General features: G+C 50.8%; 23 protein-coding genes. 13 read left to right on the forward strand and 10 right to left on the reverse strand.

Annotated elements, in window-relative coordinates; translation table 11 throughout:
* Nucleotides 1-121 precede the first annotated feature (121 nt).
* Together ACZ45B_RS10335 and obgE are read right to left on the reverse strand one after the other, a co-directional pair.
* Entirely contained in the window at nt 122-1,609 is a 1,488-nt protein-coding gene (locus tag ACZ45B_RS10335) for a diguanylate cyclase (protein WP_024546161.1), read from the reverse strand.
* A gap of 173 nt (nt 1,610-1,782) precedes the next feature.
* Entirely contained in the window at nt 1,783-2,838 is a 1,056-nt protein-coding gene (gene obgE / locus ACZ45B_RS10340; RefSeq protein ID WP_024546160.1) for a GTPase ObgE, read from the reverse strand.
* A gap of 162 nt (nt 2,839-3,000) precedes the next feature.
* On the opposite strand from obgE, the gene ACZ45B_RS10345 reads away from it, so the two are divergent.
* The 6 genes from ACZ45B_RS10345 (at nt 3,001) to mreD (ending at nt 7,238) form a co-directional block, all read left to right on the forward strand.
* Nucleotides 3,001-3,459, forward strand: a complete 459-nt coding sequence (locus ACZ45B_RS10345) for a hypothetical protein (protein ID WP_024546159.1) — start codon at nt 3,001-3,003, stop codon at nt 3,457-3,459.
* Nucleotides 3,449-4,324, forward strand: a complete 876-nt coding sequence (locus ACZ45B_RS10350; protein ID WP_024546158.1) for an ABC transporter permease — start codon at nt 3,449-3,451, stop codon at nt 4,322-4,324. Before ACZ45B_RS10345 ends, ACZ45B_RS10350 begins: the two co-directional genes overlap by 11 nt.
* A gap of 38 nt (nt 4,325-4,362) precedes the next feature.
* Nucleotides 4,363-4,632 (forward strand): TIGR02450 family Trp-rich protein, encoded by a 270-nt coding sequence (locus ACZ45B_RS10355; protein ID WP_024546157.1) that lies wholly within the window; start codon nt 4,363-4,365, stop codon nt 4,630-4,632.
* A gap of 199 nt (nt 4,633-4,831) precedes the next feature.
* The gene (locus ACZ45B_RS10360; protein ID WP_071990950.1) at nt 4,832-5,881 is read left to right on the forward strand and encodes a rod shape-determining protein; all 1,050 of its coding nucleotides are present in this window, start codon (nt 4,832-4,834) and stop codon (nt 5,879-5,881) included.
* Between the two features lie 33 nt (nt 5,882-5,914).
* Nucleotides 5,915-6,715 (forward strand): rod shape-determining protein MreC, encoded by an 801-nt coding sequence (gene mreC, locus ACZ45B_RS10365; protein ID WP_024546155.1) that lies wholly within the window; start codon nt 5,915-5,917, stop codon nt 6,713-6,715.
* Nucleotides 6,696-7,238 carry a rod shape-determining protein MreD gene (mreD, locus tag ACZ45B_RS10370; RefSeq protein ID WP_024546154.1) on the forward strand — a complete coding sequence of 181 codons (543 nt, stop codon included), beginning with the start codon at nt 6,696-6,698 and terminating at the stop codon, nt 7,236-7,238. Before mreC ends, mreD begins: the two co-directional genes overlap by 20 nt.
* Here mreD and ACZ45B_RS10375 read toward each other — a convergent pair.
* On the reverse strand, nt 7,211-8,041 hold the full coding sequence (locus ACZ45B_RS10375) for an HAD family hydrolase (protein ID WP_024546153.1): 831 nt from the start codon (nt 8,039-8,041) through the stop codon (nt 7,211-7,213). The two genes, mreD and ACZ45B_RS10375, sit on opposite strands and share 28 nt — an antisense overlap.
* 312 nt (nt 8,042-8,353) lie before the next feature.
* Here ACZ45B_RS10375 and ACZ45B_RS10380 point away from each other — a divergent pair, with 312 nt between their 5' ends.
* On the forward strand, nt 8,354-8,761 hold the full coding sequence (locus ACZ45B_RS10380; protein WP_024546152.1) for a hypothetical protein: 408 nt from the start codon (nt 8,354-8,356) through the stop codon (nt 8,759-8,761).
* Between the two features lie 8 nt (nt 8,762-8,769).
* Here the strand turns inward: ACZ45B_RS10380 and ACZ45B_RS10385 are convergent, their stop codons facing one another.
* Nucleotides 8,770-9,345: a Uma2 family endonuclease gene (locus tag ACZ45B_RS10385; protein WP_024546151.1), complete on the reverse strand. Its 576-nt coding sequence runs from the start codon at nt 9,343-9,345 to the stop codon at nt 8,770-8,772.
* Nucleotides 9,346-9,417: 72 nt separating this feature from the next.
* On the opposite strand from ACZ45B_RS10385, the gene menD reads away from it, so the two are divergent.
* A complete protein-coding gene (gene menD / locus ACZ45B_RS10390; protein ID WP_024546150.1) occupies nt 9,418-11,160 on the forward strand; it encodes a 2-succinyl-5-enolpyruvyl-6-hydroxy-3-cyclohexene-1-carboxylic-acid synthase in 1,743 nt (580 codons plus the stop codon).
* Here menD and glgA read toward each other — a convergent pair.
* The 5 genes from glgA to ACZ45B_RS10415 form a co-directional block, all read right to left on the reverse strand.
* Nucleotides 11,157-12,593: a glycogen synthase GlgA gene (glgA, locus tag ACZ45B_RS10395; RefSeq protein ID WP_024546149.1), complete on the reverse strand. Its 1,437-nt coding sequence runs from the start codon at nt 12,591-12,593 to the stop codon at nt 11,157-11,159. The genes menD and glgA overlap by 4 nt on opposite strands.
* Nucleotides 12,594-12,662: 69 nt before the next feature.
* A complete protein-coding gene (locus ACZ45B_RS10400) occupies nt 12,663-13,511 on the reverse strand; it encodes an alpha/beta fold hydrolase (RefSeq protein ID WP_024546148.1) in 849 nt (282 codons plus the stop codon).
* A gap of 18 nt (nt 13,512-13,529) precedes the next feature.
* Complete coding sequence (clpX, locus tag ACZ45B_RS10405; RefSeq protein ID WP_024546147.1) at nt 13,530-14,870, reverse strand: ATP-dependent protease ATP-binding subunit ClpX; 1,341 nt, start codon at nt 14,868-14,870, stop codon at nt 13,530-13,532.
* A 45-nt stretch (nt 14,871-14,915) separates the two neighbouring features.
* Nucleotides 14,916-15,572, reverse strand: coding sequence for an ATP-dependent Clp endopeptidase proteolytic subunit ClpP (gene clpP, locus ACZ45B_RS10410; RefSeq protein ID WP_024546146.1), 657 nt, complete (start codon nt 15,570-15,572; stop codon nt 14,916-14,918).
* Nucleotides 15,573-15,778: 206 nt separating this feature from the next.
* The gene (locus ACZ45B_RS10415; RefSeq protein ID WP_024546145.1) at nt 15,779-16,444 is read right to left on the reverse strand and encodes an MBL fold metallo-hydrolase; all 666 of its coding nucleotides are present in this window, start codon (nt 16,442-16,444) and stop codon (nt 15,779-15,781) included.
* 156 nt (nt 16,445-16,600) lie between these two features.
* Here ACZ45B_RS10415 and ACZ45B_RS10420 point away from each other — a divergent pair, with 156 nt between their 5' ends.
* Nucleotides 16,601-18,112, forward strand: coding sequence for a site-2 protease family protein (locus ACZ45B_RS10420; RefSeq protein ID WP_024546144.1), 1,512 nt, complete (start codon nt 16,601-16,603; stop codon nt 18,110-18,112).
* Here the strand turns inward: ACZ45B_RS10420 and ACZ45B_RS10425 are convergent.
* On the reverse strand, nt 18,109-20,610 hold the full coding sequence (locus ACZ45B_RS10425; protein WP_024546143.1) for an O-antigen ligase family protein: 2,502 nt from the start codon (nt 20,608-20,610) through the stop codon (nt 18,109-18,111). The two genes, ACZ45B_RS10420 and ACZ45B_RS10425, sit on opposite strands and share 4 nt — an antisense overlap.
* 107 nt (nt 20,611-20,717) lie before the next feature.
* Between ACZ45B_RS10425 and ACZ45B_RS10430 the strand changes: the two genes are divergently transcribed.
* The 4 genes from ACZ45B_RS10430 to ACZ45B_RS10445 are packed head-to-tail and all read left to right on the forward strand — an operon-like array spanning nt 20,718 to nt 23,023.
* Nucleotides 20,718-21,152 (forward strand): tetratricopeptide repeat protein, encoded by a 435-nt coding sequence (locus tag ACZ45B_RS10430; RefSeq protein ID WP_024546142.1) that lies wholly within the window; start codon nt 20,718-20,720, stop codon nt 21,150-21,152.
* A gap of 18 nt (nt 21,153-21,170) precedes the next feature.
* Nucleotides 21,171-21,827: a hypothetical protein gene (locus ACZ45B_RS10435; RefSeq protein ID WP_024546141.1), complete on the forward strand. Its 657-nt coding sequence runs from the start codon at nt 21,171-21,173 to the stop codon at nt 21,825-21,827.
* A gap of 51 nt (nt 21,828-21,878) precedes the next feature.
* Nucleotides 21,879-22,292, forward strand: a complete 414-nt coding sequence (locus tag ACZ45B_RS10440; protein WP_024546140.1) for a DUF1824 family protein — start codon at nt 21,879-21,881, stop codon at nt 22,290-22,292.
* Nucleotides 22,293-22,336: 44 nt separating this feature from the next.
* Entirely contained in the window at nt 22,337-23,023 is a 687-nt protein-coding gene (locus tag ACZ45B_RS10445) for a hypothetical protein (protein ID WP_051352939.1), read from the forward strand.
* Nucleotides 23,024-23,034: the final 11 nt, after the last annotated feature.

Below are 23,034 nucleotides of genomic sequence, written 5' to 3' on the forward strand. Positions count from 1 at the left end.
ATAATTTTTTCTATAGAAATCTGTGGGCTTCCAGAACTTTAAATTCTACAAGTTCAGGGATTGTTTAGGCAAATGGTTTGCTGCGTTGGGATCGATCGCCAGGGATAGATCTGCACTAGGTTTATGCATCTGTCAATTGTTGACGTTGCTTGCGGCGCTGCTTATTGCGGTACATTTTCTCATCGACCTGAGCGAGTAATTTTTCCAGGGAAGCATGGGGCGGAAATTCACCATAGCTGGCGTGACCGATGCTGATTGACAGTTTATAGGGCCGGTGTTGTTGCTGATTAAAGGAGGCGATCGCCTCCTTTAACCGCTGGCAAATCAAATCTGCCTCTGCCTGGGGAACAGGGGCAAAACTTGTAAATTCATCACCCCCCAGTCGGGCCACAATATCAGCCCGGCGGAAGCAACTCTGGAGAATTTTTGCCGCATCAGTAATCACGCGATCACCAACCCCGTGACCAAGGCGGTCATTAATGTCCTTGAGATTATCCACATCAAAGAAAAAGAGAGAAAAAGGCAATTGCTGTCGCTCAATCAAAGATAATTCTTGTTCGACAAGCATAAAGAAACCCCGGCGATTATAGACCCCTGTCAATTCATCCGTAAGGGACAATTGCCGGATGCGATTTTCTGCCTTTTTTCGTTCCTGAACCTCTTGGCGTAATTTTTGATTGAGTCGATCTAGCTCCTGGGTGCGCTCTTGAATTTGTTGTTCCAAAAAACTCACCAGCCCATACATTTCATTTTGGTTCATTGCTTCCAAAAGACTCGATTGCGTCACGAGGCCAAGCAATTCGTGCTGATCCCCAACAACGACCAAACGATGGGTTTGGTGTTTCTCCATCAACTGCTTCGCTTCCACAAGGGAGTGTTGCACGGGGATTTTTACCGGCCGGGTCATGGCTTGCTCCGCCGTTATTTTTTTCAGATCGAGGCCGAGGCAGCGCAGATGTAAAATATCCTGCTCCGTCACAAGACCCAGGGGGAACCACCCTTGCTCAAGGGTGGGGTGTGCTTTGACCACCACAATCGAGCCTACCCGCGCTTTCATCATGACCTGGGCCAAATGCCAAATGGATTGGTCCGGCAGGGCACGCACAATATCTCTAGCCATTACCTCAGTGACAAAGCGCAGTCGCAGAAGATGGACTGGCTCGATCACACTGCGCAATAAACGGTGGGTAATTAAACCAAAAAGATGTCCCTGGGCATCAAGCACCGGCAGGTGACGAATGCGATGCTTATGCAGTAGCTGGGCAATAGTCAGGGGGGTCAAATTCTCGTTCCAAGTCACAGAAACGATCGCCGTTGTCATAATCTGACTGAGGGTAAGTAGCTGCCAGTTTTCACTCTGCACAACCCACTTCAACAAATCCCGTTCTGTGACGATCCCTTGGAGCTTTGGCCCGGCCATCACCAAGATACAACTGGCGCGACTACTACTGATTTCTAAGGCATTACCTGCCTTGTCCTGGAGCTCGCAGGTTGGCTTTATACTGGCCATGGCATTGGCCGCTTCACTCAATGTTGTCTCTGGACCAAGGACAATGGGATCCTTGAGGAGGCATTTTTCGAGGGATTTTTGGGACGTCAGGTCAAGCATAGATGGCGATCGCAAAAATGGTTTATCAAAACCTATGGCAAATGGCAATCCTGAACACCGTATAAACATTAATGCCTGTGAGGACGGTGATCATCGGCTTTATCTCTCTACCATCATAGGAGGGCGACCAGCGGCAGCGGCCCTTTGGTAATGAATCTTGAATCCGCCGCCGCTTATTCTTCTGGCAAATCAGATTCATCAGGAGACTCATTCAGGCTGACTGGGATTTGCTGTGCCTTGAGATCGTCGAGCACATCCCAGATATGTTGTAATAACTGATCTAAACCCGTGCGGGATACTGCCGAAATTGTAAAAATTTTTGCCGTGGTTAGTTGTTGTAGCTCTTCCGTAATGAAATCGGCAAATTCGCGATCGCCTGTATCCAATTTATTCAGGGCAATAATCTGGGGCAGCTCAGGCAAACCCCGACCATAGGCCACCAATTCCCGTTGAATCGTCTGGTAATTTTGCAGCGGATCCTCCGCATTGAGATCAACAAGGTGAACAAGGATTTTTGTCCGTTCGATGTGCCGTAAAAATTCATGACCCAGACCGACCCCTTGGTGGGCACCCTCAATTAACCCAGGGATATCAGCAAACACCGTGCCATCACCCGTGGGCCGTCGCACAACACCAAGGTTCGGAATCAAAGTAGTGAAAGGATAAGCACCAATTTTTGGCCGGGCTGCTGACAGTGCAGAAATCAATGTTGATTTGCCCGCATTAGGAAGACCAATAATACCCACCTCTGCCAAGAGTTTTAGCTCTAGGCGCAGTTGTTTAATTTCTCCTTCTAACCCAGGCAGGGCATATTCGGGGGCGCGGTTCTTGTTGCTGAGAAAATGCTTATTACCGAGGCCACCTTTACCCCCCTGCGCCACGCAAAAGGTTTGGCCATGGAAGATCAAATCGCCAATTTCTTCATCGGTTTCGCGGTCGTAGATCACCGTCCCACAGGGCACATCTACAATCAAATCTTCCCCGGAAGCGCCCGTGCAATTGTTCGGGCCACCCCGCTCCCCATCCGGCGCCTTAAAGGTGCGCGCGTAACGAAAATCCAGTAGAGTTTGTAAGTTTTCTTCGGCCCGAAAGATCACTGAGCCGCCCCAACCGCCGTTGCCCCCGGCAGGCCCCCCGGCAGGGACATATTTTTCGCGACGAAAGGCAACGATGCCGTCCCCCCCTTTTCCGGCGATGACTTCGATTTCGGCGTGGTCGATAAATTGCATGGGGAAAATATAGAAATGGATAGTTTCGGGGCAATCAGTTATTATAACCCGCTGTCTTTTATTCGTTAGTGAATTCTTTGTGGGGTCATGGGTGTTGTCCCGCGGGGAAAAAAAGACCTGTTATCCTATAGAAAATTTTGCCATTGCCAATGGGGGAAATCCATGGAACGACGCAACGTTATTATCAGTTTCTTGGCGGGCTGTTTATGGTTATGTTTGGGGTTATTTCCCTTTAGTCAGGCGATCGCCCTCACACCGATTCAGTTGTCTGATTTGAGCTATGAGCGATGTCCCCCAGAGATGCAGGGCATTGTCACGAGTGGGTCGAGCGAAGATGCAAATTGCTTCATGATTAAGGGGAAAGCAAACAATACGTCAGGGAAATATATTGTCGATGCGGACGTGTTTGGTCGCATTTACGATGCAACGGGATCCCCCACCTTTGAAAATCGGGGCCGGGTTGGGACTATTTTAGAAGTCCCGCCAGGGGTCAGCGATTTTCAGATCCCGGTATCAGTGGCAGCCAATCAGCCGGAACCGCTTCAATTAAAGCAATTCAAGGCATCCGGTTTTACTTCCCAGGTGCGTCCCTTCTACTATGATAACGAGGATGCAGAATAATTCCCGTGGTTGGCGACGGTTTCGACAGAATCGCCTGGCGGTGCTCGGTGCCATTGTACTGGGGGCGATCGCCCTCCTGATTTTTGTTTTCCCCCTGATTTATACAACCCCCATCGACGGTATTGACTTTGTCAGCAGCGCCGCCCCACCCAGTTGGCAGCATCCCTTCGGCACGGATGATTTGGGCCAGGATCAATTGGCACGGGTACTCTTTGGCGGCAAGATTTCTTTGGCAGTGGGCTTGGCGGCGATGGTGGTCGCGATTATTTTTGGCACGATCATCGGGGCGATCGCCGGCTTTTATGGCGGCTGGCTTGACCAATTATTGATGCGGATTACAGATCTATTTCTCTCCTTACCCCAATTGCCACTCCTGTTGCTTATCGTCTACCTCTTTCGAGAAAAAATGCGGGCGATCGCCGGGGCCCAGTGGGGCACGTTTAGCTTGGTGGTGGTAGTCATTGGTGGTTTAAATTGGATGGCGATCGCCCGTCTAGTGCGCGCCCAATGTCTCAGTCTCAAAACCCGCGAATTTATCACTGCTGCCCGGGCGATGGGTGCCAATCCCCTGCGGATCTTAACAGCACATATTTTGCCGAATCTCATCAGTCTAATTGCCGTAGCTGCAACCCTCTCCGTGAGCAATGCCATCATCACCGAATCAACCCTCAGTTTTCTGGGCTTGGGTTTTCCGCCAGATATTCCCACCTGGGGACGGATGCTCTATGACGCTCAAAATTTCGTCACCACTGCTCCCCACATGGCCTTATTTCCTGGCTTAGCGATTTTTTTGACTGTGCTGAGTTTGAACTACCTTGGAGATGGCCTCCGGGATGCCTCCGACCCCAAAAGCAACTCCCATTAAGCACCAGCGTCGCCGATTTTTCTCACATGACATCAACCATGGCAAAGAAGCAAAAACAGCGTTTTCCCCATCTCCTTGGCTCCAAATGGACCGCCACCCAAAAAACCTTCGGTTGGCGACATTTTCAAGTGATGAATCGCCGTCACGAAGGGAAGTGGATTTTTGCCGAACTGGTTTCCTCTTGTGATCCCGATACCCGGTTCTGGATCAATGCCAAACAACTCAAAGATCAAACCCTTTGGGAAGCTGGCTGGAAAACCCTCGAAGAAATGAATCAGCCCCCCGAAAATCCATTTTGGCAAGACTAAAAATAAGAAAAAGACCAGGCGATCGCCCTAGGTGCAGATCTCCCCAAGAGACGATTTCAGATCCTAGACGCCAGTGAACAAACATAATAAAATCCAAAAGTTATAATTTAGCCTTCTAGAGATCCTAGGGACACAGCCAAGCGCCGGTGGTCTCAGATCTAAAGAATCAAACACACAACAGATAGGGGTCAGCGCACAAGTGGGTTTATTCAGTCGCTTTTCATTTTCACGGGATATGGGTATCGATCTCGGTACTGCCAATACCCTTGTATATGTTTCTGGCAAAGGCATCGTCCTCCAGGAACCCTCTGTTGTCGCTATCAATAAAGTTAATCAAGAGGTCCTCGCCGTTGGCCTAGAAGCGAAGCGGATGCTCGGGCGGACTCCCGATAATGTAATTGCGATTCGTCCCCTGCGGGATGGGGTAATCGCTGACTTTGATACTGCTGAAGCGATGCTCAAGCACTTCATTAAACGCGTCCACGACAATCGCAATCCCCTCGTCCGCCCCCGGATGGTTATTGGCATTCCCAGCGGGGTCACTGGTGTAGAACGGCGAGCTGTAGAAGAAGCTGCCAAAGAAGCCGGGGCCAGTGAAGTTTATCTGATTGACGAACCCGTAGCTGCCGCCATTGGCGCTGGTCTCCCTGTTTCCGAACCCACCGGTAACATGATCATCGACATTGGTGGAGGCACGACGGAAGTGGCCGTCCTGAGCTTACAGGGCACTGTGCTGAGTGAGTCAGTCCGGGTTGCTGGGGATGAACTGAGCGATTCGATCATGCTCTACATGAAGAAGGTACACAACCTCGTTGTCGGGGAGCGTACTGCCGAAGATATTAAGATCCAATTGGGGTCAGCTTACCCGACCGATGCCGAAGAGCCCATCATGGAAGTCCGAGGCTTACATCTTCTTTCTGGGTTACCCCGCACCGTGACGATCAAAGCACCAGAAATTCGCGAAAGCATGTCGGAGCCCCTATCGATTATTGTAGAAGCGGTAAAACGGACCCTAGAGCGAATTCCTCCAGAATTGGCCGCTGATATTATTGACCGAGGCATTATGCTAGCGGGTGGTGGAGCACTCCTTAAAGGACTAGATACCCTTATTAGCCATGAAACAGGAATCGTCACCCATGTGGCTGACAATGCTGAGAGTTGTGTTGCCCTGGGCACTGGCCGGGTCTTGGAAAACTTTAAGGATAAGGACATGGAGCGGGTTTTCAAAAGTCACACCCGATATGAGTAATATTAAGATGGCCTGCTTCGTCTTTCCGAGTGAATGTTGATGTTCCGCCGCTGGTGGCAACGCTATGGAATCAGCCTCATCTTAGTTGGGGTTGGTCTCTCGGTGGCACTGTTTTTGCGTCAAACCCAGGGGGGCGCAATCCAAGAATTTTATGGGCTCTTGTTTAATCGCCAGGGTAATTTGACTGAAGCAGAAACAGAAATTTTGCTCCAGAATAGTAAACTCCGGGAGCTTCAAAATCGTGTTGAGGAGCTGGAGGCTCAAAATCTTCAACTCCAAAATTTACTGGATTATCGCCAGGCTTCGATGGGAGAGGCGATCGCCGCTCCGGTCATTGGTCGTAGTGCTGATGCCTGGTGGCAACAAATCACCATCGGCCAGGGGAGCCAAGCCGGCATTAAAATCGGTGATACGGTGACTGGGGTGGGCGGTTTAGTCGGCCGGGTCGTGCAGGTGACCCCCCGCAGTAGTCGAGTTGCTTTGGTGAGTGATTTGAATCAACAGGTGGGTGTCATGCTCTCCCGGAGCCGCTTTCAAGGATACCTCAGAGGACAGAATGATCCGCTACAGGCTGAAATGATTTTCTACGAGAAAGTCCCTGATGTGGAGGTGGGGGACATGGTCACCACTTCAAATTTAAGTACGTTGTACGCGCCAGGGATCCCCATTGGTCGCATCGCGGCGATCGACTTCAATGCTGGGCCGGCCCCAAGCGCGACGGTAGAGTTGACGGTTCCCCTTGGGTCTTTGGAGTGGGTTCTAGTCTCACCCTTTGAGGCAAAACCACTGAATTTTGAGCTACAACCGGAGCAGGATGTTTCGCAAACTCCCTAAATGGACTCTGCCCTGGCTAAACTATTTGGTGATTGCAGGCTCGATATTGCTCTGTGCTTGCCTGTTGATGCTGCGGATTCCGGGAATGAGTATCCTTGGTCTCGGCCCCCAATGGCTGTTGATGTGGGTGATTGCCTGGAGTGTTAAACAGGAAACGCTCTATGCAATCTTAGGGGCGATCGCCGCGGCCTGGCTCCATGATAGTTTGATGATCACGACTCTTCCTTCCCACCTACCGGGCTTTGTGCTGGTGGCCTATTGTGTGTCCCGCTGGCGTCGCCAACGTTATTTTGAAGAAGACTTTATTATTTTGGCGCTGCTGGTTTTTGTCATGACCTTGGTGGCCGAGATGGTTATGGCTTGCCAATATCTTCTGTGGGGCCTTGGTGCTCCGGCCCTTCTCTGGAGGGAGTTTCAACAGATCGCTCTAACCACAGCTATCTTAAGTAGCCTCTGGACTCCTCTCCTTTGCACTCCCCTGGTGCGTTGGTGGAGCTATGTGAGAATGCCAGAAAAACAATAGTGATGATGCCGTTGTGCCTGGGACGGGCGTTGACATTCCAGGAGAAAATGGGCCACAGAAAGAAGATCGCTGCAGCAGTGTTCCGGCTGATAACCTTCGAGGGTAGAGAGATCGCGAATACCACAGGTCACGGCAATGGCGGCGATTTTCATATTTTTAGCAGCCACAATATCAGCTTCGGTGTCACCGACCATCAGCCACTGATCGCTCACTTCTCCCTGTTCGGCGATCGCCTGTTTCAGTAAAGCCGTTTTTGCCTCAGCATTGTTGAGATAGGCTGTCTGGTGATTATCACTCCCATAGATACCACTGAATAGGCGTCTAAGACCATACTGGTCAAGCATCTTACAAACCTGCTGTTTTTCCCGGAGAGTGACCAATACCAACTTTACTCCGTAGGAATGGAGCAGCCCCAAAGACCAGTTAACACCGCCCTGCATTTTGTCTAAATGGAGGAGGGTCGCATCATTGACGATCGCCCGGACATGGTCGAGGAAAAAAGTAATCTGTTCTTCCTGGAGCCCCGATTGGATCGCAATCTCAATGTCACTGACCCGTTGGCGTTTCATTTGCCAAAACTGGTCTTTACTGAGACATTTGAGGGGGACTGCCTGTCCTTGGTGAGCATAGATCTGTTGGGTATGCTGAAGAGCGGCTCGATAAGTGCCATAGTACCGCTCTGAGACATCTACCAAAGGCCCATCAAAATCGCAAAACATCGTTAATTTAAGGCGTCTTGCATTGGGGGACTTGGCTGTTTGAAAGCGGGCAGCGGTTCTGTGGAACAAGCCTGGGATACTCATGGTACTTCTGTGTCAATGCTCTATCTTTAGCATGATTTACTTTTGTGCTTTGGTTGTCTACATCACACATTTATTCGCGATGTACGGACTTGGCTACAAATTTGAATAACTTACTTAAACTTTCTTTACAATAGCAAATTTTTATTGGAATAGACCCAAACAAAAACCCAGGAACGATGAAAAAATCAGGGATAGGTGATAAAGGATGCTGAAGAGTCTGGGTAATTGCCTCAGCTGACAGTTGCTGGAGTCACTGTCCCAAGGAATGCCACAATAAACAGAGAATTTTTGAGCAACAAAGGCCTAAACACGATGGATCAACTAGAAAAACTGATTAAGCTTGCGGAAGACCAATTGGTCGAATACAGTACCGACGCCCGCAAGATTGAAAAGTTGCGCCGTAAATTTGCGTTTATGCTCAATCCCAGACAACGGGAGATGGTCAAACAAGAGCTTTTAGAGCAGATTCCCCAGGGCTTTCTCGGAAAAGTAATGTTGGAAAATCGTCAAACGGTGGCTCTACCGTTCTGGGGCATTGCAGGCTTGGGATTATTGTTTGGGATTTCACTCCAACAGCCTTTGGACTTTCTTGCGCCGGCGATCGCCATTCCCGCCGCCATTCAGATCCAACGCTGGGGCTGGCAGTTAGAAGCAAAAAATCTTGTCCTCAAAACCATTGAAGATCTTGAGGCCCGCGCCAACAACCCCACCGAATCCTAGGCATTGAGTTAGATAAATCCATACTCACTCGTGTCTAGGCTTGTGCCACGGTACAGATCTGCCACAGGGATTTCCAACTGAATACTGGTTAAGAACAAAGTATCTAAGTGGAGATAAATGTGACGGCTCCACCCCTGGGGCAATCGCCGCCAGATTTCAACTTCCTGATGGGTTTGAGCGATCAGAACATATTCCTCAAAGGTGTCAATTTTCTGGTAATCCTGGAATTTCTCTATGCGGTCAAAGGTTGCGGTGGCTGGGGATAAAACTTCGGCAATCAGCTTCGGAAATTGCTTGACATAACGATTTTGGCGATCGCGCGGATCACAAGTTACAAAGGCATCGGGATAATAAAAAAACTGGTCCGCATAGTTCACCTTGACATCCCCGGCAAAAAAGCGACAAGCATTGTCTCGGAGGTGGAGATTGAGAGCAGTCAAAAAATTAATGGCGATGCGACTGTGGTCATCGCTACCACCCGCCATGGCATAAACCAAACCCTGACGATATTCATGACGAATGGTGCTTTGGGCCTCAAGTTCGAGGTATTCCTGGGGTGAAAAACCACTCGGCAGAGCAATCATGGCAAAAAGACCGAAAATCAGTGATTTAATTTTAGCTTGGGGCAATTGTCAGAAAGTCCGGGGCCGCTTGGAATGGATTTAAATTTTAGTAACCTTAATAATTTGTGGGCGAGTGTGCTGATCGAAACCCTCGCTCGTTTGGGGTTGCAGGCGGCGGTAATCTGTCCAGGGTCGCGCTCAACGCCCCTCACCGTTGCCCTGGCCCGTCATTCTCAAATTAAAACAATCCCGATTTTAGATGAACGGTCGGCGGCCTTTTTTGCCCTCGGTTTAGCGAAAAGTTCGGGCCTCCCCACGGTTTTGGTTTGTACTTCCGGGACGGCAGGGGCCAATTTTTATCCGGCGGTGATTGAAGCTTACCAAAGTGCGGTGCCTTTGATTATTTTCACAGGTGATCGCCCGCCGGAACTGCGGGATTGTCATTCCGGGCAAACCATTGATCAAATCAAGCTATTTGGGAATTTTGCCCAGTGGTTTAGTGAGATGGCGACCCCTATTGCTTCGGTGGAAATGTTGCGTTACGCTCGGCAAACCATGGTGCAGGCTTGGCGGCGATCGCAGTTTCCCCAACAAGGTGTTGTCCATCTCAATTGCCCCTTTCGAGACCCCCTCGCCCCCATCGATGATGGTTCCGTGCTGCACCTTAAAAATGAAATCACTGCGGATTTTTTTGCCGGGATTCAGCCCCAACCGAAGGCCGCATTTTCGACCGATATTCTCCCCATCGAGGTTTGGAAAAACTATTCTCGAGGCCTCATTATTGCTGGGGTTGACGCGCCAGCAGATCCAGAAGGCTATTGTCAGGCGATCGCCCAACTGTCTGGCTATCTCAGTTTTCCGGTCTTAGCCGAAGCCCTGTCGCCCGTGCGCAACTATGCCCATTACTTCCCCCAGGGTTTGGTGACCACCTATGATTTTATGCTGCGGGATCAAGCCCAGGCCGAAGCCCTCCAGCCTGAGATTGTGATCCAAATTGGGGCGTTACCTACCAGTAAAGTGCTCCGGGCCTGGCTCGAAAAACAGCAAATTCAAACCTATATTTTGAGCGAGCGGGCTGATAACGTTGATCCCCTCCATCGTCCCCATCAACATCTCGCTGTTAATCTGCGCTTTTTCAAGTATTTAGATATTTTTCCTGACAACCAAAAAGGCTTAGCTTATTTTGGGCTATGGCAAAGCCAGCAAAATAAAATTCAAAGTAAAATTGAGGCAATTTTTCAAGGAGAAATAAAACTTCGAGAAGGGGCGATCGCCTACCATTTATCCCGTCATTTACCAGCGCAAACAGCTGTTTTTTTAGCAAATAGTATGGTGGTGCGTTATGCCGAATTTTTCTGGCAGTTAAATGCCAAACAGATTTTGCCCTACTTTAACCGAGGCGCCAATGGCATCGATGGCACCCTTTCAACGGCTTTAGGCATTGCTGAAAATCATTCTCCCTGTGTGCTATTGACTGGAGATTTAGCCCTCCTACATGACACCAATGGATTTTTGACACTATCAAAATTCACCGGTTCCCTCACAATTATTGTTGTTAATAATCAGGGGGGCGGCATCTTTGAGATGTTGCCAATCGCCGCAGCACAGGATGTATTTGAAGACTATTTTGCAACGCCCCAAACTGTGCAATTTTCTAAACTGTGTGATTTGTATGGTGTTGCATATCACAAAATTCAAACCAAAATAGATCTGATTCAAGCCTGTGAAAATTTGCCCTCTCAGGGTGTACAACTGCTAGAAATTACAACAGACCGTCACCAAGATATTGCGTGGCTAAAAAATCTGCTCCAAGGTTTTCAAATAACCAGAAATTAAATGGCGTGCTTTTCGACTAAATAAGTGATTTTTTCAGCTTCATCAGTCGTGAGTTCTGGTGCTTCTCGGATACTTTGGCGATACATTTTCAGATATTCTCCAGCGGATTTGTACCAACTGAAGTCATGGCTCATGCCCCGCTTTTGCAGCTCGGCCCAATCTTTTTTGTAGCGGAAACTTTCCCAAGCCCGCACCATGCAAGTGTACATATCTAGGGGTTCGTAGCGGTCAAAGCTAAAGCCTGTACCCGTTTGGGTAATGGGGTCATGGAAGGCAACGGTATCGACTAGGCCCCCGGTGCGGCGCACAATGGGCACGGAGCCATAGCGCATTGCCATCATTTGGCTAATGCCACAGGGCTCAAAGCGAGACGGCATCAGGAAGACGTCGGAGCCAGCATAGATCCGACGGGACAGGGCATCGTTGTAGAGCAGTTGCACAGACATCCGTCCCTTGAAGCGGTAGGCCGTTTGCCACAGTTGCGTTTCATAATGGCGATCGCCTGTGCCGAGAACAATTAACTGGGCATCGGTGTAGGCCATAAACTGCTCCAGAATATTCAACAGCAGATCAATACCTTTTTGTTCCACCAGGCGGGTCACCATCGCCATGAGGAATGCATTTTTATTGACCTCTAGGCCCGTTTCTTCCTGGATAGCAACCTTGTTGGCGGCGCGGTCTTCTAGGTTTGTGGTCGAAAATTGTTTGATCAAGGCTTGGTCATTGGACGGATTGAACAGCTCCACATCAATGCCATTAACGATGCCGCGACTTTTGCCGCTGATCCAAGACAAGAGCCCTTCGAGTTTTTCACCATAGACTTTTGTTTGAATTTGCTGGGCATAGGTGGGGGAGACGGTATTCACCTGGTCAGCGAACATCAGCGCCGAGGCCATCACATTGTCTCCTTCCATATACCAGGGGCACCAGGTATTGCGTTCCAAAAAGCCGCGCCAAGGCCCTTGGTAAGCCAAATTGTGAATTGTGAAAACAGTGCTGATATCGGGGGACTGGTGCATCCACACCGGAATCATCCCGGTGTGCCAATCGTGACAATGGGCGATCTGCGGCTTCCAATGGTTCCACATAAATTCAGCGGCCCCATTCGCAAAGAAGGTAAAGCGCCAGAATTCATCTTGGCCCCCATAAATTTGTCGCCCATCAAAGGCTGGATGACCAAACAAATATAGGGGCACATCGGTACCGGGCAGCACTGTTTCGTAAACAGCAAAATCATTAAACATGGCGGTGCCACGCCATACGGGTTCTGCTGGGATATCGAGCTTGTCGTTGAGGAAGCCGTAATAGGGCAAAAAAATCCGCGCATCATGTCCCAACTGCCGGAGCACCTTGGGCAGAGAACCGACCACATCCCCCATTCCTCCTGCTTTCGCGACAGGGGCGGCTTCGGCAGAAACAAACAGAATACGCATCGAATTTTCTCGTTAATTTTGAAGTTCTGTTAGAGCGTATCATTCTTTGAGGGATCCCAAGAACAAATCCTATCTGGGAAATTTGTCCTGGAGAAATGACGTAATTTTCCCTTGATAGAGGGCTGGATTTTCGAGCATCGGGAAATGGCCTACCTGGGGAATTTCAAGATATTGAAATCGGGGATTGAGGGCGATCGCCTTTTTTGCCATGGTCGCTGGGATAATCTGGTCTTTTTCTCCAGCGATGAGCAGGGTCGGGCAGGTAATGGATTGAAACGCTTGGGGGAGACGCAGCACCATTGCTTCATTCACCGCAGCAACCAAGGTGCCAGCGGCGGCGCGATGATCCGCTTTTAAAAAATCATTGAGGAATTGCCCCCGGTCTGTTTGGGCAATCGGCTGGCTGAGAAAACGGGCGATCGCCAAACGATCCATCCCCGGCACTAAGCGCAACCAGGGAAAACGCAAGCGCACCACCTGGCCGCCAATTTTCTGAAAGGTGGCGAACGCGCGGGCGTCATATTCAAACACACCGCTGCAGTTGAGAATTAGCCGTTCGACCTGCTCAGGAAACTGCGCTGTAAATAGCGCGGCAATCGAAGCTCCCATGGAATGGGCATTAAGAACAATTTTTTCGGTGATGTCTAACTTTTCTAACAGGGCTGCAAGATCGAGAACATATTCCCCCAGGTCATATTGGCCATCGTAGTCCATGGGCAAAACAGACTGGCCAAAACCGCGCAAGTCATAGAGCAAGCAGTTGAAATGAGCCCGCAAACTTTGGGCTGTACTGCGCCAATAGTGGCTGGAGCCGCCCCAACCATGGACAAAAACCAGCACGGGTTTTCGCGGGTCGCGCTCCCCCTGACAGATCCATTCGTAATAATGGGGGACTCCCCGCACCTGGGCGATCGCCATTTTAGATCAGGACAAATTCTAGGCAGATTCCGGCTTTGGCAGGGAAGACGGATGGAGCAAAAGCTCGGCGGTAGAACGCTTTTCGACCATCTCCGGCGTAATTGTGCAGCGGTGGACATCCTTGCGGGAAGGCAGCTCGTACATCACATCCAGCATCAATTCTTCCACAATGCCCCGCAGCGCCCTAGCGCCGGTTTTGCGGCGGTAGGCTTCCTGGGCGATCGCCCGGATGGCCGTCGGTTCAAACTCCAGCTGCACACTGTCCATCTTCAGCAGCTTTTTGTATTGCTTGACGAGGGCATTTTTGGGCTGGGTCAAAATTTCTACCAGGGCTTCCTCATCCAATGGCGTCAGGGAAGCAATCACCGGGATTCGTCCAATAAACTCGGGAATCATCCCATATTTGACGAGATCTTCGGGGGCCATGTGTTGGAGTAACTCAGCCGTGCGTTGATCCTTGGCGTTTCCTTCCTCTCCGGGCCGCACAAAGCCCATACTCTTTTTCCCGACCCGGCGCTCAATCACCTTCTCGAGGCCCACAAAAGCGCCACCACAAATAAAGAGAATATTGCGGGTATCGATCTGGATACAGTCTTGGTAGGGGTGTTTGCGGCCTCCCTGGGGTGGCACATTGGCGATCGTCCCTTCCAGCATCTTGAGGAGTGCCTGTTGCACCCCTTCCCCAGACACGTCCCGGGTAATCGAAGGATTTTCGCTCTTGCGGGAAATTTTATCGATTTCGTCAATGTAAATGATGCCTCGCTGGGCTTCTTCCACATCTAAATCGGCCACTTGCAGGAGGCGCAGGAGGATATTTTCCACATCTTCCCCCACATAACCGGCTTCTGTGAGGGTCGTCGCGTCAGCTACGGCAAAGGGCACATCAAGGATCTTCGCCAGGGTCTGGGCGAGGAGGGTTTTGCCGCACCCCGTCGGCCCGATCAGCAGAATATTAGATTTGTGCAGCTCGATGCCATCGGCCACAGGATTTACATCGTCTTCCTGGAGGAGGCTCAGGCGTTTGTAGTGGTTATAGACGGCCACAGAAAGCACTTTTTTGGCTTCGTCTTGACCAATTACATGTTCATCAAGGTAATGCTTAATTTCTCGGGGCTTGGGAATATCTTCAAAATTAATCTTTTCAGGGGGGGCTTTCTCCGGATTTTTGTTTGGCGATCGCCCCATACCCATGCCGCCCATTCCTCCGGCACTTTCCATGAGTTCTTCATCGAGAATCTCATTGCACAGCTCGACACATTCATCGCAAATGTAGACCCCTGGCCCAGCAATAAGCTTTCTGACCTGCTCTTGGGATTTGCCACAAAAGGAACATTTGAGATGGGAGTCGTATTTAGACATGGCTTTTATATGTCGGGCCTAGGAAATAGAATGGGCAGAGGGAAATTAAGCAGTCGGAGGAGCGATGATTTGGTCGATTAAGCCATACCGACAGGCTTCTTCGGCAGACATATAAAAATCCCGCTCAGTATCTTCTGCCACCTTATCAAAGGGCTGACCAGTATGGCCGGCGATTAAGGTATTGAGTTTATCTTTAATGTAAAGAATTTCTTTGGCTTGAATTTCAATGTCCACTGCTTGGCCTTGGGCGCCCCCAAGGGGTTGGTGAATCATAATCCGGGAACTGGGGAGGGCCATCCGTTTTCCTTTTGTGCCCCCAGAGAGCAAAAAAGCCCCCATACTCGCGGCAATACCATAGCAAATCGTCACTACATTGGGACGAATTTGCTGCATGGTGTCGTAGATGGCCATCCCTGCATAAACAGAACCGCCGGGAGAATTGATGTAAAGTTGGATGTCTTTTTCGGCATCCTCGGCATCTAAAAACAGTAACTGAGCGACGACGGAATCGGCCACAGTGTCATCGATCGCCGTCCCCAAAAAGACGATCCGTTCCCGGAGGAGACGGGAATAAATATCAAAAGCTCGCTCTCCCATGCCGGATTGCTCGACAACCATCGGTACCACCGTTCCACCCATGGCGTAGGTGTAGGGAGCGGCTTGGCTAGAAAGGTCTTGGTAGGCAGTTGTTGATTGAACCATGGGGCTTGATGCTGAGTTTATTGGCACTGAAATCGTCAGGAGTTGGAACTATTGTTGAGAAATCTGCTCAATACATTTACGACGGTTACATATAGTAAGCAACAGGTTTCCCATACAGCCCTCATTATATAGTCGCATGGGGGGAGATGGGGCTTCTTTGTGTTGGCGATCACACTGGGGTTTCGCCACCCATCATCGCCAAAAAATCAAAGGTTAAATAATGGCTGGCTTTCAGAGAGGGCGATCGCCTGAGTCAGTTTTGAGTAGGCGTCCGTCAAATAACCGGTGCCGCGCAAGAAGCCAGTATTCGCAGCGGGAAGCAGGTATTCTAAACGGCCTGTTTCAAAGCGGGCGCAGAGTTTGCGAATACTTTGGCACTGGCGACCCCAATGAAAGGTTTTGGCGGTGCGTAGCGCCAGAATTTCCCCCCTTTGATTCGGCAGAAGATGACGGCCTGTAAAAAGGTAACCTGCCCCTTGGCCATAGTAGAGGCAGGAAGCCCCCGGAGAAAATCCTGGCGTCCAAATCCCTTGAAAGTCGCCTTGTTCCCACTGGTCACGGAAGGGGGTCACCGTCGCTTCGGGCATCAGGTAAGCTTCTTGTTCTTGGATTACAATGTCGCAGTTGAGGGCCTGCTGGATTTTTGCCACCTGGTTACTAATCGCTGCCCGGTGGGTAATGTAAAGGGTATGCACGCCCCCTTGGGCTGTCAGAAAAGCCAGGGTTTCTGGATACCAAGGTGGACAATCGACTAACAAGCCACCGTCGGTTCCTGCGATAAAGTAGGCGGTGCCGCCGAGGGTTTCTCGATTGGGGACAAAGGCATAGATTCCAGGAAATAGTTCCCGGGGAGATTTAGCGGCAGTCTTCAAATGGAGCCCCCTACTTGTACTGAACAGTCGTTACCATTGTTGCATTGGGGTGAGGTTTCGACAATTTTTGGCCATGGTGCGATCGCCGTAAATCCGGGGCCAAAATTCGGTCTATTGTTCCATTTATTTTTTTAGCAAGGTTTTAAGTCGAAGTTCATGGAAGTTTGGTTGCTGTTCTTGATTATGGGGGTGATCACCTATGTCCTCATCCGTCGCACGGTTCCGCCAGAAAATAAAGCACCACTGGGGTTGTTATGGCTGGTGATGATGCTGCCAGCTTCCGCCTGGTTGGTTTGGATTTTAGTGTTTGGGGCGACGCAACCGATGCCTCTGATTGTGATGTTGCCTCTTTTGGTGGTTTCTCCGGTGATGTATTGGAGCCTGTTGGATTGGGGCAAACCAAAATCTGGCGAAGTGCCTGGGCCAAAAGAGGCGACACCGCCCCAGCCCCCCAACCTAGAAACCCTAGAACAGTCTTCTTCTGTGGCCAAAGAGGCGGATGCGACCAAACTCCGGCCGATCAGTACCCAAGAAGAAGAGGCGCTGCGGGGCTGTTTTCCCTGGGGAATGTATTATCTCCAGACCATCGACTACCATCCCCAGGCGATTCTTTGTCGGGGCAAGCTCCGGGCAGTGCCCCAGGAGGCTTACCAAACGATTCGGGACAATATTGAAAAGCTTTTTGGCGATCGCTTTATTGTAGTTTTTCAAGAAAGCTTGCGGGGGCAACCCTTTTTTGCCCTTGTGCCCAACTATTGGCAAACGGATAAGCAAAACCAGGGAAAAGAAGAACCCCTGACGCGGCCTGATTTGGCGATCGCCCTTGTCTTAATCTCCCTGTTTACCACCACAGTAATGGGCCTAGAGTTACAGGGGATCGCGCCTGAAGCGATCCAACAAGATCCCCGGATGCTCTGGCAAGGATTACCCTACGGCCTTTTGCTGGTAGGAATTTTAGGGCTCCATGAGTTGGGTCACTATGGGGCAGCGCTCTATTACAAAATCAAAACGACCTTGCCCTACTTCGTCCCTATTCCTTTCTTTATCGGCACTCTAGGGGCCTATACCCAGCGCAAAACCCCTATTCCTCACCGCCAAGCGCTCTTTGATTTTGCGGCGGCGGGCTCCTGGATTGGCATGCTTTTGACCCTACCTTGCCTTTGGATTGGTTTGGGGCTCTCCCAGGTGGTGCCGATGCCAGAGGAGACAACCCTCTTGACATTTAATGAATTTGACCCCAGGTTTTCTCTCCTGTTGGGGCTGATGAGTCGTTTAGCCCTGGGCAGTGACTTTACTCCAGAAATGGCAGTAAATTTGCACCCGGTGGCGATCGCTGGCTACGTGGCGTTGATGTTAGGGGGGCTACAGCTGTTACCCATTGGCCAATTGGACGGGGGCTTGATAACCCACGCGGTTTTTGGTCAACGAACAGCGGGCATCATCGCCCAGGTAACACGAATTTTTATGATTGCGATCGCCTTTGTGCAGCCCAATTTTGTGTTCCTTGCCATTTTTGCGCTCCTGATGCCGATTGCCAATCAACCTGCCCTCAACGATGTGACGGATCTAGACAATCGCCGCGATCTGTTGGGAATGTTGACCTTGGTTTTTGTGGCGCTTATTTTTCTACCTTTGCCCGCTGGTCTGAGTGCTTGGCTCAATTTTTAAGGGGCGATCGCCCCTATCAACGCTTCCCGGAGGGGTTGCAACTGGCGATCAAAGCTTGGGTCATAGGTGATGGTGGGAAAAAATTCACCGAACCAAGTATTAATTGCCAGGTTTTCGCTCACTGTCCAAAAGTCAGTGGGATTAGGACCATCAATGTGGCGACTGTTTACGTTAAATCCGGCCCGGAAGCGGCGATATTGCACCTCAGGGGCCAAGGCACGAATCCAGGTGGCAAAATCTGGAGCATTGGCCAGGGAGCTCAGGAATTCTTGGCGCTGACTAGCCGATAGGGGCTGTTGGGGAGAAACTTGTGCCCAAGCTTGGTCAAGCAGGGTTAAACGCTCCTCGGGTTGATCCCAGATCCTCTGCAGGAGGGCGATCGCCGTACCTTGTCCTAAATCCTCTTTCCCAGGGAGTAAACCCAAGGCAGTGGGGTCAAAATATTGGCGAAATTCTGCTTCTGCACGCTCAAAATCCCCAATCCACCAGGCGATGCCGCCCCGACAACGGTGTAGGAGGGCATTTTCAGGGTAGGTAGTCAGGAGCGTTTCGTAATGACCCATCACCCGTTCCAACACCGCTGGATAGAGCTCCCCCAAGCCCCCAGAACGCCAGATAGGGCTGGTAATAAACATCGGATCCCGGAGAATTTCGAGGGCGATCGCCTCCAGGGCTAAATCTGTTTTTTCCTGGGCCAAAAGGCTCAAGCCTAAACCGTAAAAAACACCCCGTTTCGCGGGAACCAGGCGGGCTGCCTCGGAAAATTCTACCGCTGCGGCCGCGCCATCATTATTTGCCAGATGGAGCCAAGCGAGATTACTGCGGCCAAATTCTTGGTGAGGGGCCGCCAAATTTCCCTGGTTAAACCAGGCGATCGCCTCTTGGAGGTATTGCTGTCGCCGCTCTAAATCCGTCGTCTGAAGGGCCAATTCTCCTAGGTTTGCCCCCAACTGGTAAGCATAATAAGACTCCCAAGGAACTAATGCCTGGGCAGCACCGAGATTGTCCACAAAGCGATCATAGTCAGGAATATCTTGCTCAAGGGCTAAAAATCCAGTGCTGGATTTTTCCCAAGCGGCGTGAACTGGGGTTAACCAAATAGCCATAACACCATAAAGTCCCAACAAACCAAGGGCAACTAGACGGGGTTTTCCCAATAATTTTTCTGGATTGGGTGTTTGGGGAATAGAATTTTGGGGTTGATCTTGCCGGGCGATCGCCGCCAATAAAGCTAGCAGAATAACAATCATGCCACTGATGGCCACATTGTCCAGTTGATAATCTGTCCAACTAAGAGCCCAGTAACCGCTTAAGCCAACGTAGATGCTGCCCAGTAGGATGCGGTCTTCCCTTGCCATAATCTTGACAACTCTTCGTTGCCGCCAGAGAACTGCCCCCAGGAAAATCGGCACCCCAAAAAACAACACCAAACCCCAGAGGCCCATTTCGGCCCAGAGCTGCACCGGAGTGCTGTGGAGCTGGTAAATAAACTCCGATAAACGTCCGGCAGTGATCGGTCGATATTGCTGATACAAAAGCGGCACATTCCCCAAACCTGCCCCCGTCCACCAATGCTCTAGACCCATAGCCCAACCCACCTGAGCATTGACCCAGCGATAATTTAATTCTTCAAATTCCCCCCGCAGCAGAGGTAAAACCAAGTTGTACAGTCGGTCATTGGCCAGGACAAAAATCGCGAGCACTCCCACCGTGAGTAACCCCGCCAGCCCCAGATAAAATTTGCGGATCTGACTGAACCCCCAGGCGAATCCAAAGGCCACCCCGGAGGCGATCGCTAAGCCGAGCCAACCGCCCCGGGAACTGGTGGTATAAAGATCGATCGCCCCGATGAAAACCCCTGTCGCCCACAACCAACGCCGCCAATCCCGATGGAGTAGCGCTAACCCCAGCAACGTTGGCAAACACAGAATAAGATAACCTGCCACATAATTTTGGTGACCCAAGGGAGCCCAATTTCGTAGCTCTAGCAAAGAAAAATCAAATTCCCCCCAGGCATCTTCAACGCCCAAATCCTGGAGCCGCTCAATCTCTGGAAGAAAAGTACGACTCAGCCACAGGGCCAAACTGAACGTCACAAAAGCCAAACTCAAATAGCCCTGGCCCAAAAATAACCAGTAACGATCCTTTGTCCCCTTGAGCCAGCCACTAATGGGATAAAGGGCCGCCAGAAAACCCAAAGCGGCCCAAGCCTGCCAGCGGGCCTGTTGCGGAAATGCTGCCCCCAAAGTTGAAACAAAAAGACTAACCAAGGTAAAACTCAGTACCAGATCAAAGCCATTTCCCAGGAGATAAATCCGGCGGTTGTCCCACAGTTGCACCAAAAACCAAAGCAGTGGACAAAATAAACCGACCTGCCAAACGAAAACCCAAGACCAAGCCACCATCATGCTGTGGCTATCAGGAATGAGGCTAAAGAGGATATAAAAAAAGGCAGTAAAGTAAGCCAACAGTGGGCCGGGAGACTGAGATTCAGGCATGGACAAGGCTCGTCAAAGGGGCACTGCTCCCATTAAATCCCATTTTCCAGAACTTCCATGGCCATGGGCTAGAATAGGTAAGATTTTTTCAGTCACCCAACCTCGCCATGTCTCTTCCTCCCGATCAAACTGCGGCTACGAAGCAAAAGAAACAAAAGTTTTGGCAGAAAATCATCCTTTTCATCGGTGCTGGTTCCTTTGCTGCTACGGCGATGGTGCCTGTGATTGGGGGCATTGTCGAAAGTATGAACCAGTCGGCAACAACCGAGATCGGGCAAGTTGACCAGGAAGCCCAGTTAAAGGAACAGGAAGCGGGCTTGGTTGCTGTCCTAGAACGGGAACCAGATAACGTAAATGCGTTGCAGGGACTGGTACAGGTGCGCCTAGCCCTGGGAGATTTAGAAGGGGCTCGCCCCCATCTGGCCCGATTGGTAGAGCTTTACCCAGAAGAACAGGTGCTACAGGATCTTTTGGCCCAGGTGGATGAAAATTTAGGCCGGACGGAGACGTCTCCTACCACCAATACCACGGACGCGCCCTAGGCGATCGCCCCTGGTGTTATGAGTTCAAAATTACCATTATTGGTTTTGATCACCCTCTTGGGGGGACTGGGGATCATCTGGCTACAAAACAGTCAGCCTCTGAGTTTAGTGTTGTTTAACCAGGCATTGCCCCTCGCCTTACCCCTGGGGATCTGGTTAATCGCCGCAGTGTTACTTGGACTACTGTTGAGTTTGATTTTGCAACTGTTGCTCCGGGGAGGCAATCCCAGTGTCAAAGGCGATCGCCCCAATCCCCGCCTCGAACGCCTCAAGCAGCGTCCCTCCCGGGAGCCAGACCGCCGCACTGGCCGCTCCGATTGGGAGCGGAGTCGCGCTAACTATGATTGGACGGACAAAGAACTCGAGGCCCAGGATGAAGAAAGCTGGGATATCGAATCTCCCCCTAGCCAGCCGACCCGACCAAAGGCGCCCCAGCCAGCCAACTCAGCTGAGCCAGAAATCCGTCCCCAGCCGAAACCCCAACGCCCCCGACCGACACCTCCTGTGACCCCTGCGCCCAGCCCGACACCAAGTCCTGCGCCCAAGCAGCAGCCCAAGGCGGCAGATTCGGAAGCAGTTTATGATGCGGACTACCGGATTTTAACGCCTCCCTATGACCCCGACGCCACAGATCCCGGTGGGGTTGATCCAAATGAAGACGAAGAATGGATTTAGGCAGAATGATTCTGTTAGGCTAAAACGGCTCTATTTGAGAAATTGATTCCTATGGATATTTCCCCTGAATTGCTGGCGGCGATCGCCCTCTTAAAAGAAAAAAGTTGTGCAAGCACCCCTGCTATTGAGTCGGTAGCAGAGCGAGAAGCCCTCCGTCACAATTTACGTTTGGCTTGTCAGGCGGCAGATTGGGAAAATATTGGCATCTGCGCCGATGATGTGACAGAAGCAGTGACGACCCTAGAGCAATATCTCAAGGGCCTTGGCTATGGTGCGCCAGAAAATATCGACACCACCGCCTGGGGCGATCGCCCGATTTATCTAAAATTTAATACCCAGACGATGAACCATTATTTCGATGAATATGTGGGGGACTACCGGGGAGTGCTGGTGGCGCTCCAGTCTCCCGAATTCGAAATAGAAGGGATTTATGGCCATTTTCCTCTAGATTTGTTTGCAGAATGATCTAGGATGGGAAAAAATTTTGTCTGCGGTGGGGAACCTACGTTTTGAGAAAGAAACAGTGTTTTGGTTTTTTGGGTAGTATTTTGGCGATCGCCTGGCCCCTGCCCAGCCTAGCCCAGCCCCTCAGCCCTGATCAGCTGGATTTATCCCCAGAAATTTTTGAACAGAGTCCGGTGCTCCAGCGCTGGAGCCAGGAGATCCCGGATGTGCGCCAAAATATCCGCCACGAGCCAAGTTTTCGCACCCGTTGGCGGTTGGGCTATGTCCAATTTCCGAGTAATGGTCAACAGGGGGGGCTGGGCCTTGGGGTCGAGGATCTGTTTCTCAAAGAAACGTTGCCCCTCACCCTCAGCGCTGAAGGTCACACCAGTTTTAATGGCGATCGCTCCCAAGTCGCCGCCCGCGCCAACTATTATCTGTTGCCCCTCGGCAGCCGTTTTAACATCGCCCCGACCCTGGGTTACCAAAGCTTTTCGGGAGAAGATTACCGCCGTGCAGGGCTAGAAGTGGGGGCAAAAATGCAGTTGAGCCTTTCCCGTTCCGGTGCTTCGACGCTGAGCCTCAGCCAGCAGTTTGTCAACCTCGGAACAGCAGAAGAAATGGGGGTCACCACCCTTGGTGCTGGTTATGCTTTTTCTCGGCAATGGCGCGCAGCTACGGAAATCCAAAAGCATAATTCCACCGCGGCGAAGGAAAGTAAGGTGGGATTTTTCTTGGAGTGGATGCCCTAGATTTAAAAAAG

This window comes from Picosynechococcus sp. NKBG15041c (assembly GCF_055380235.1).

Coding starts and splice junctions, on each gene's coding strand:
- ACZ45B_RS10335 (WP_024546161.1), bottom strand. CDS start 1,609: ATGCTTGACCTGACGTCCCAAAAATCCCTCGAAAAATGCCTCCTCAAG.
- obgE (WP_024546160.1), bottom strand. CDS start 2,838: ATGCAATTTATCGACCACGCCGAAATCGAAGTCATCGCCGGAAAAGGG.
- ACZ45B_RS10345 (WP_024546159.1), top strand. CDS start 3,001: ATGGAACGACGCAACGTTATTATCAGTTTCTTGGCGGGCTGTTTATGG.
- ACZ45B_RS10350 (WP_024546158.1), top strand. CDS start 3,449: ATGCAGAATAATTCCCGTGGTTGGCGACGGTTTCGACAGAATCGCCTG.
- ACZ45B_RS10355 (WP_024546157.1), top strand. CDS start 4,363: ATGGCAAAGAAGCAAAAACAGCGTTTTCCCCATCTCCTTGGCTCCAAA.
- mreC (WP_024546155.1), top strand. CDS start 5,915: ATGTTGATGTTCCGCCGCTGGTGGCAACGCTATGGAATCAGCCTCATC.
- mreD (WP_024546154.1), top strand. CDS start 6,696: ATGTTTCGCAAACTCCCTAAATGGACTCTGCCCTGGCTAAACTATTTG.
- ACZ45B_RS10375 (WP_024546153.1), bottom strand. CDS start 8,041: ATGAGTATCCCAGGCTTGTTCCACAGAACCGCTGCCCGCTTTCAAACA.
- ACZ45B_RS10380 (WP_024546152.1), top strand. CDS start 8,354: ATGGATCAACTAGAAAAACTGATTAAGCTTGCGGAAGACCAATTGGTC.
- ACZ45B_RS10385 (WP_024546151.1), bottom strand. CDS start 9,345: ATGATTGCTCTGCCGAGTGGTTTTTCACCCCAGGAATACCTCGAACTT.
- menD (WP_024546150.1), top strand. CDS start 9,418: ATGGATTTAAATTTTAGTAACCTTAATAATTTGTGGGCGAGTGTGCTG.
- glgA (WP_024546149.1), bottom strand. CDS start 12,593: ATGCGTATTCTGTTTGTTTCTGCCGAAGCCGCCCCTGTCGCGAAAGCA.
- ACZ45B_RS10400 (WP_024546148.1), bottom strand. CDS start 13,511: ATGGCGATCGCCCAGGTGCGGGGAGTCCCCCATTATTACGAATGGATC.
- clpX (WP_024546147.1), bottom strand. CDS start 14,870: ATGTCTAAATACGACTCCCATCTCAAATGTTCCTTTTGTGGCAAATCC.
- clpP (WP_024546146.1), bottom strand. CDS start 15,572: ATGGTTCAATCAACAACTGCCTACCAAGACCTTTCTAGCCAAGCCGCT.
- ACZ45B_RS10420 (WP_024546144.1), top strand. CDS start 16,601: ATGGAAGTTTGGTTGCTGTTCTTGATTATGGGGGTGATCACCTATGTC.
- ACZ45B_RS10425 (WP_024546143.1), bottom strand. CDS start 20,610: ATGCCTGAATCTCAGTCTCCCGGCCCACTGTTGGCTTACTTTACTGCC.
- ACZ45B_RS10430 (WP_024546142.1), top strand. CDS start 20,718: ATGTCTCTTCCTCCCGATCAAACTGCGGCTACGAAGCAAAAGAAACAA.
- ACZ45B_RS10435 (WP_024546141.1), top strand. CDS start 21,171: ATGAGTTCAAAATTACCATTATTGGTTTTGATCACCCTCTTGGGGGGA.
- ACZ45B_RS10440 (WP_024546140.1), top strand. CDS start 21,879: ATGGATATTTCCCCTGAATTGCTGGCGGCGATCGCCCTCTTAAAAGAA.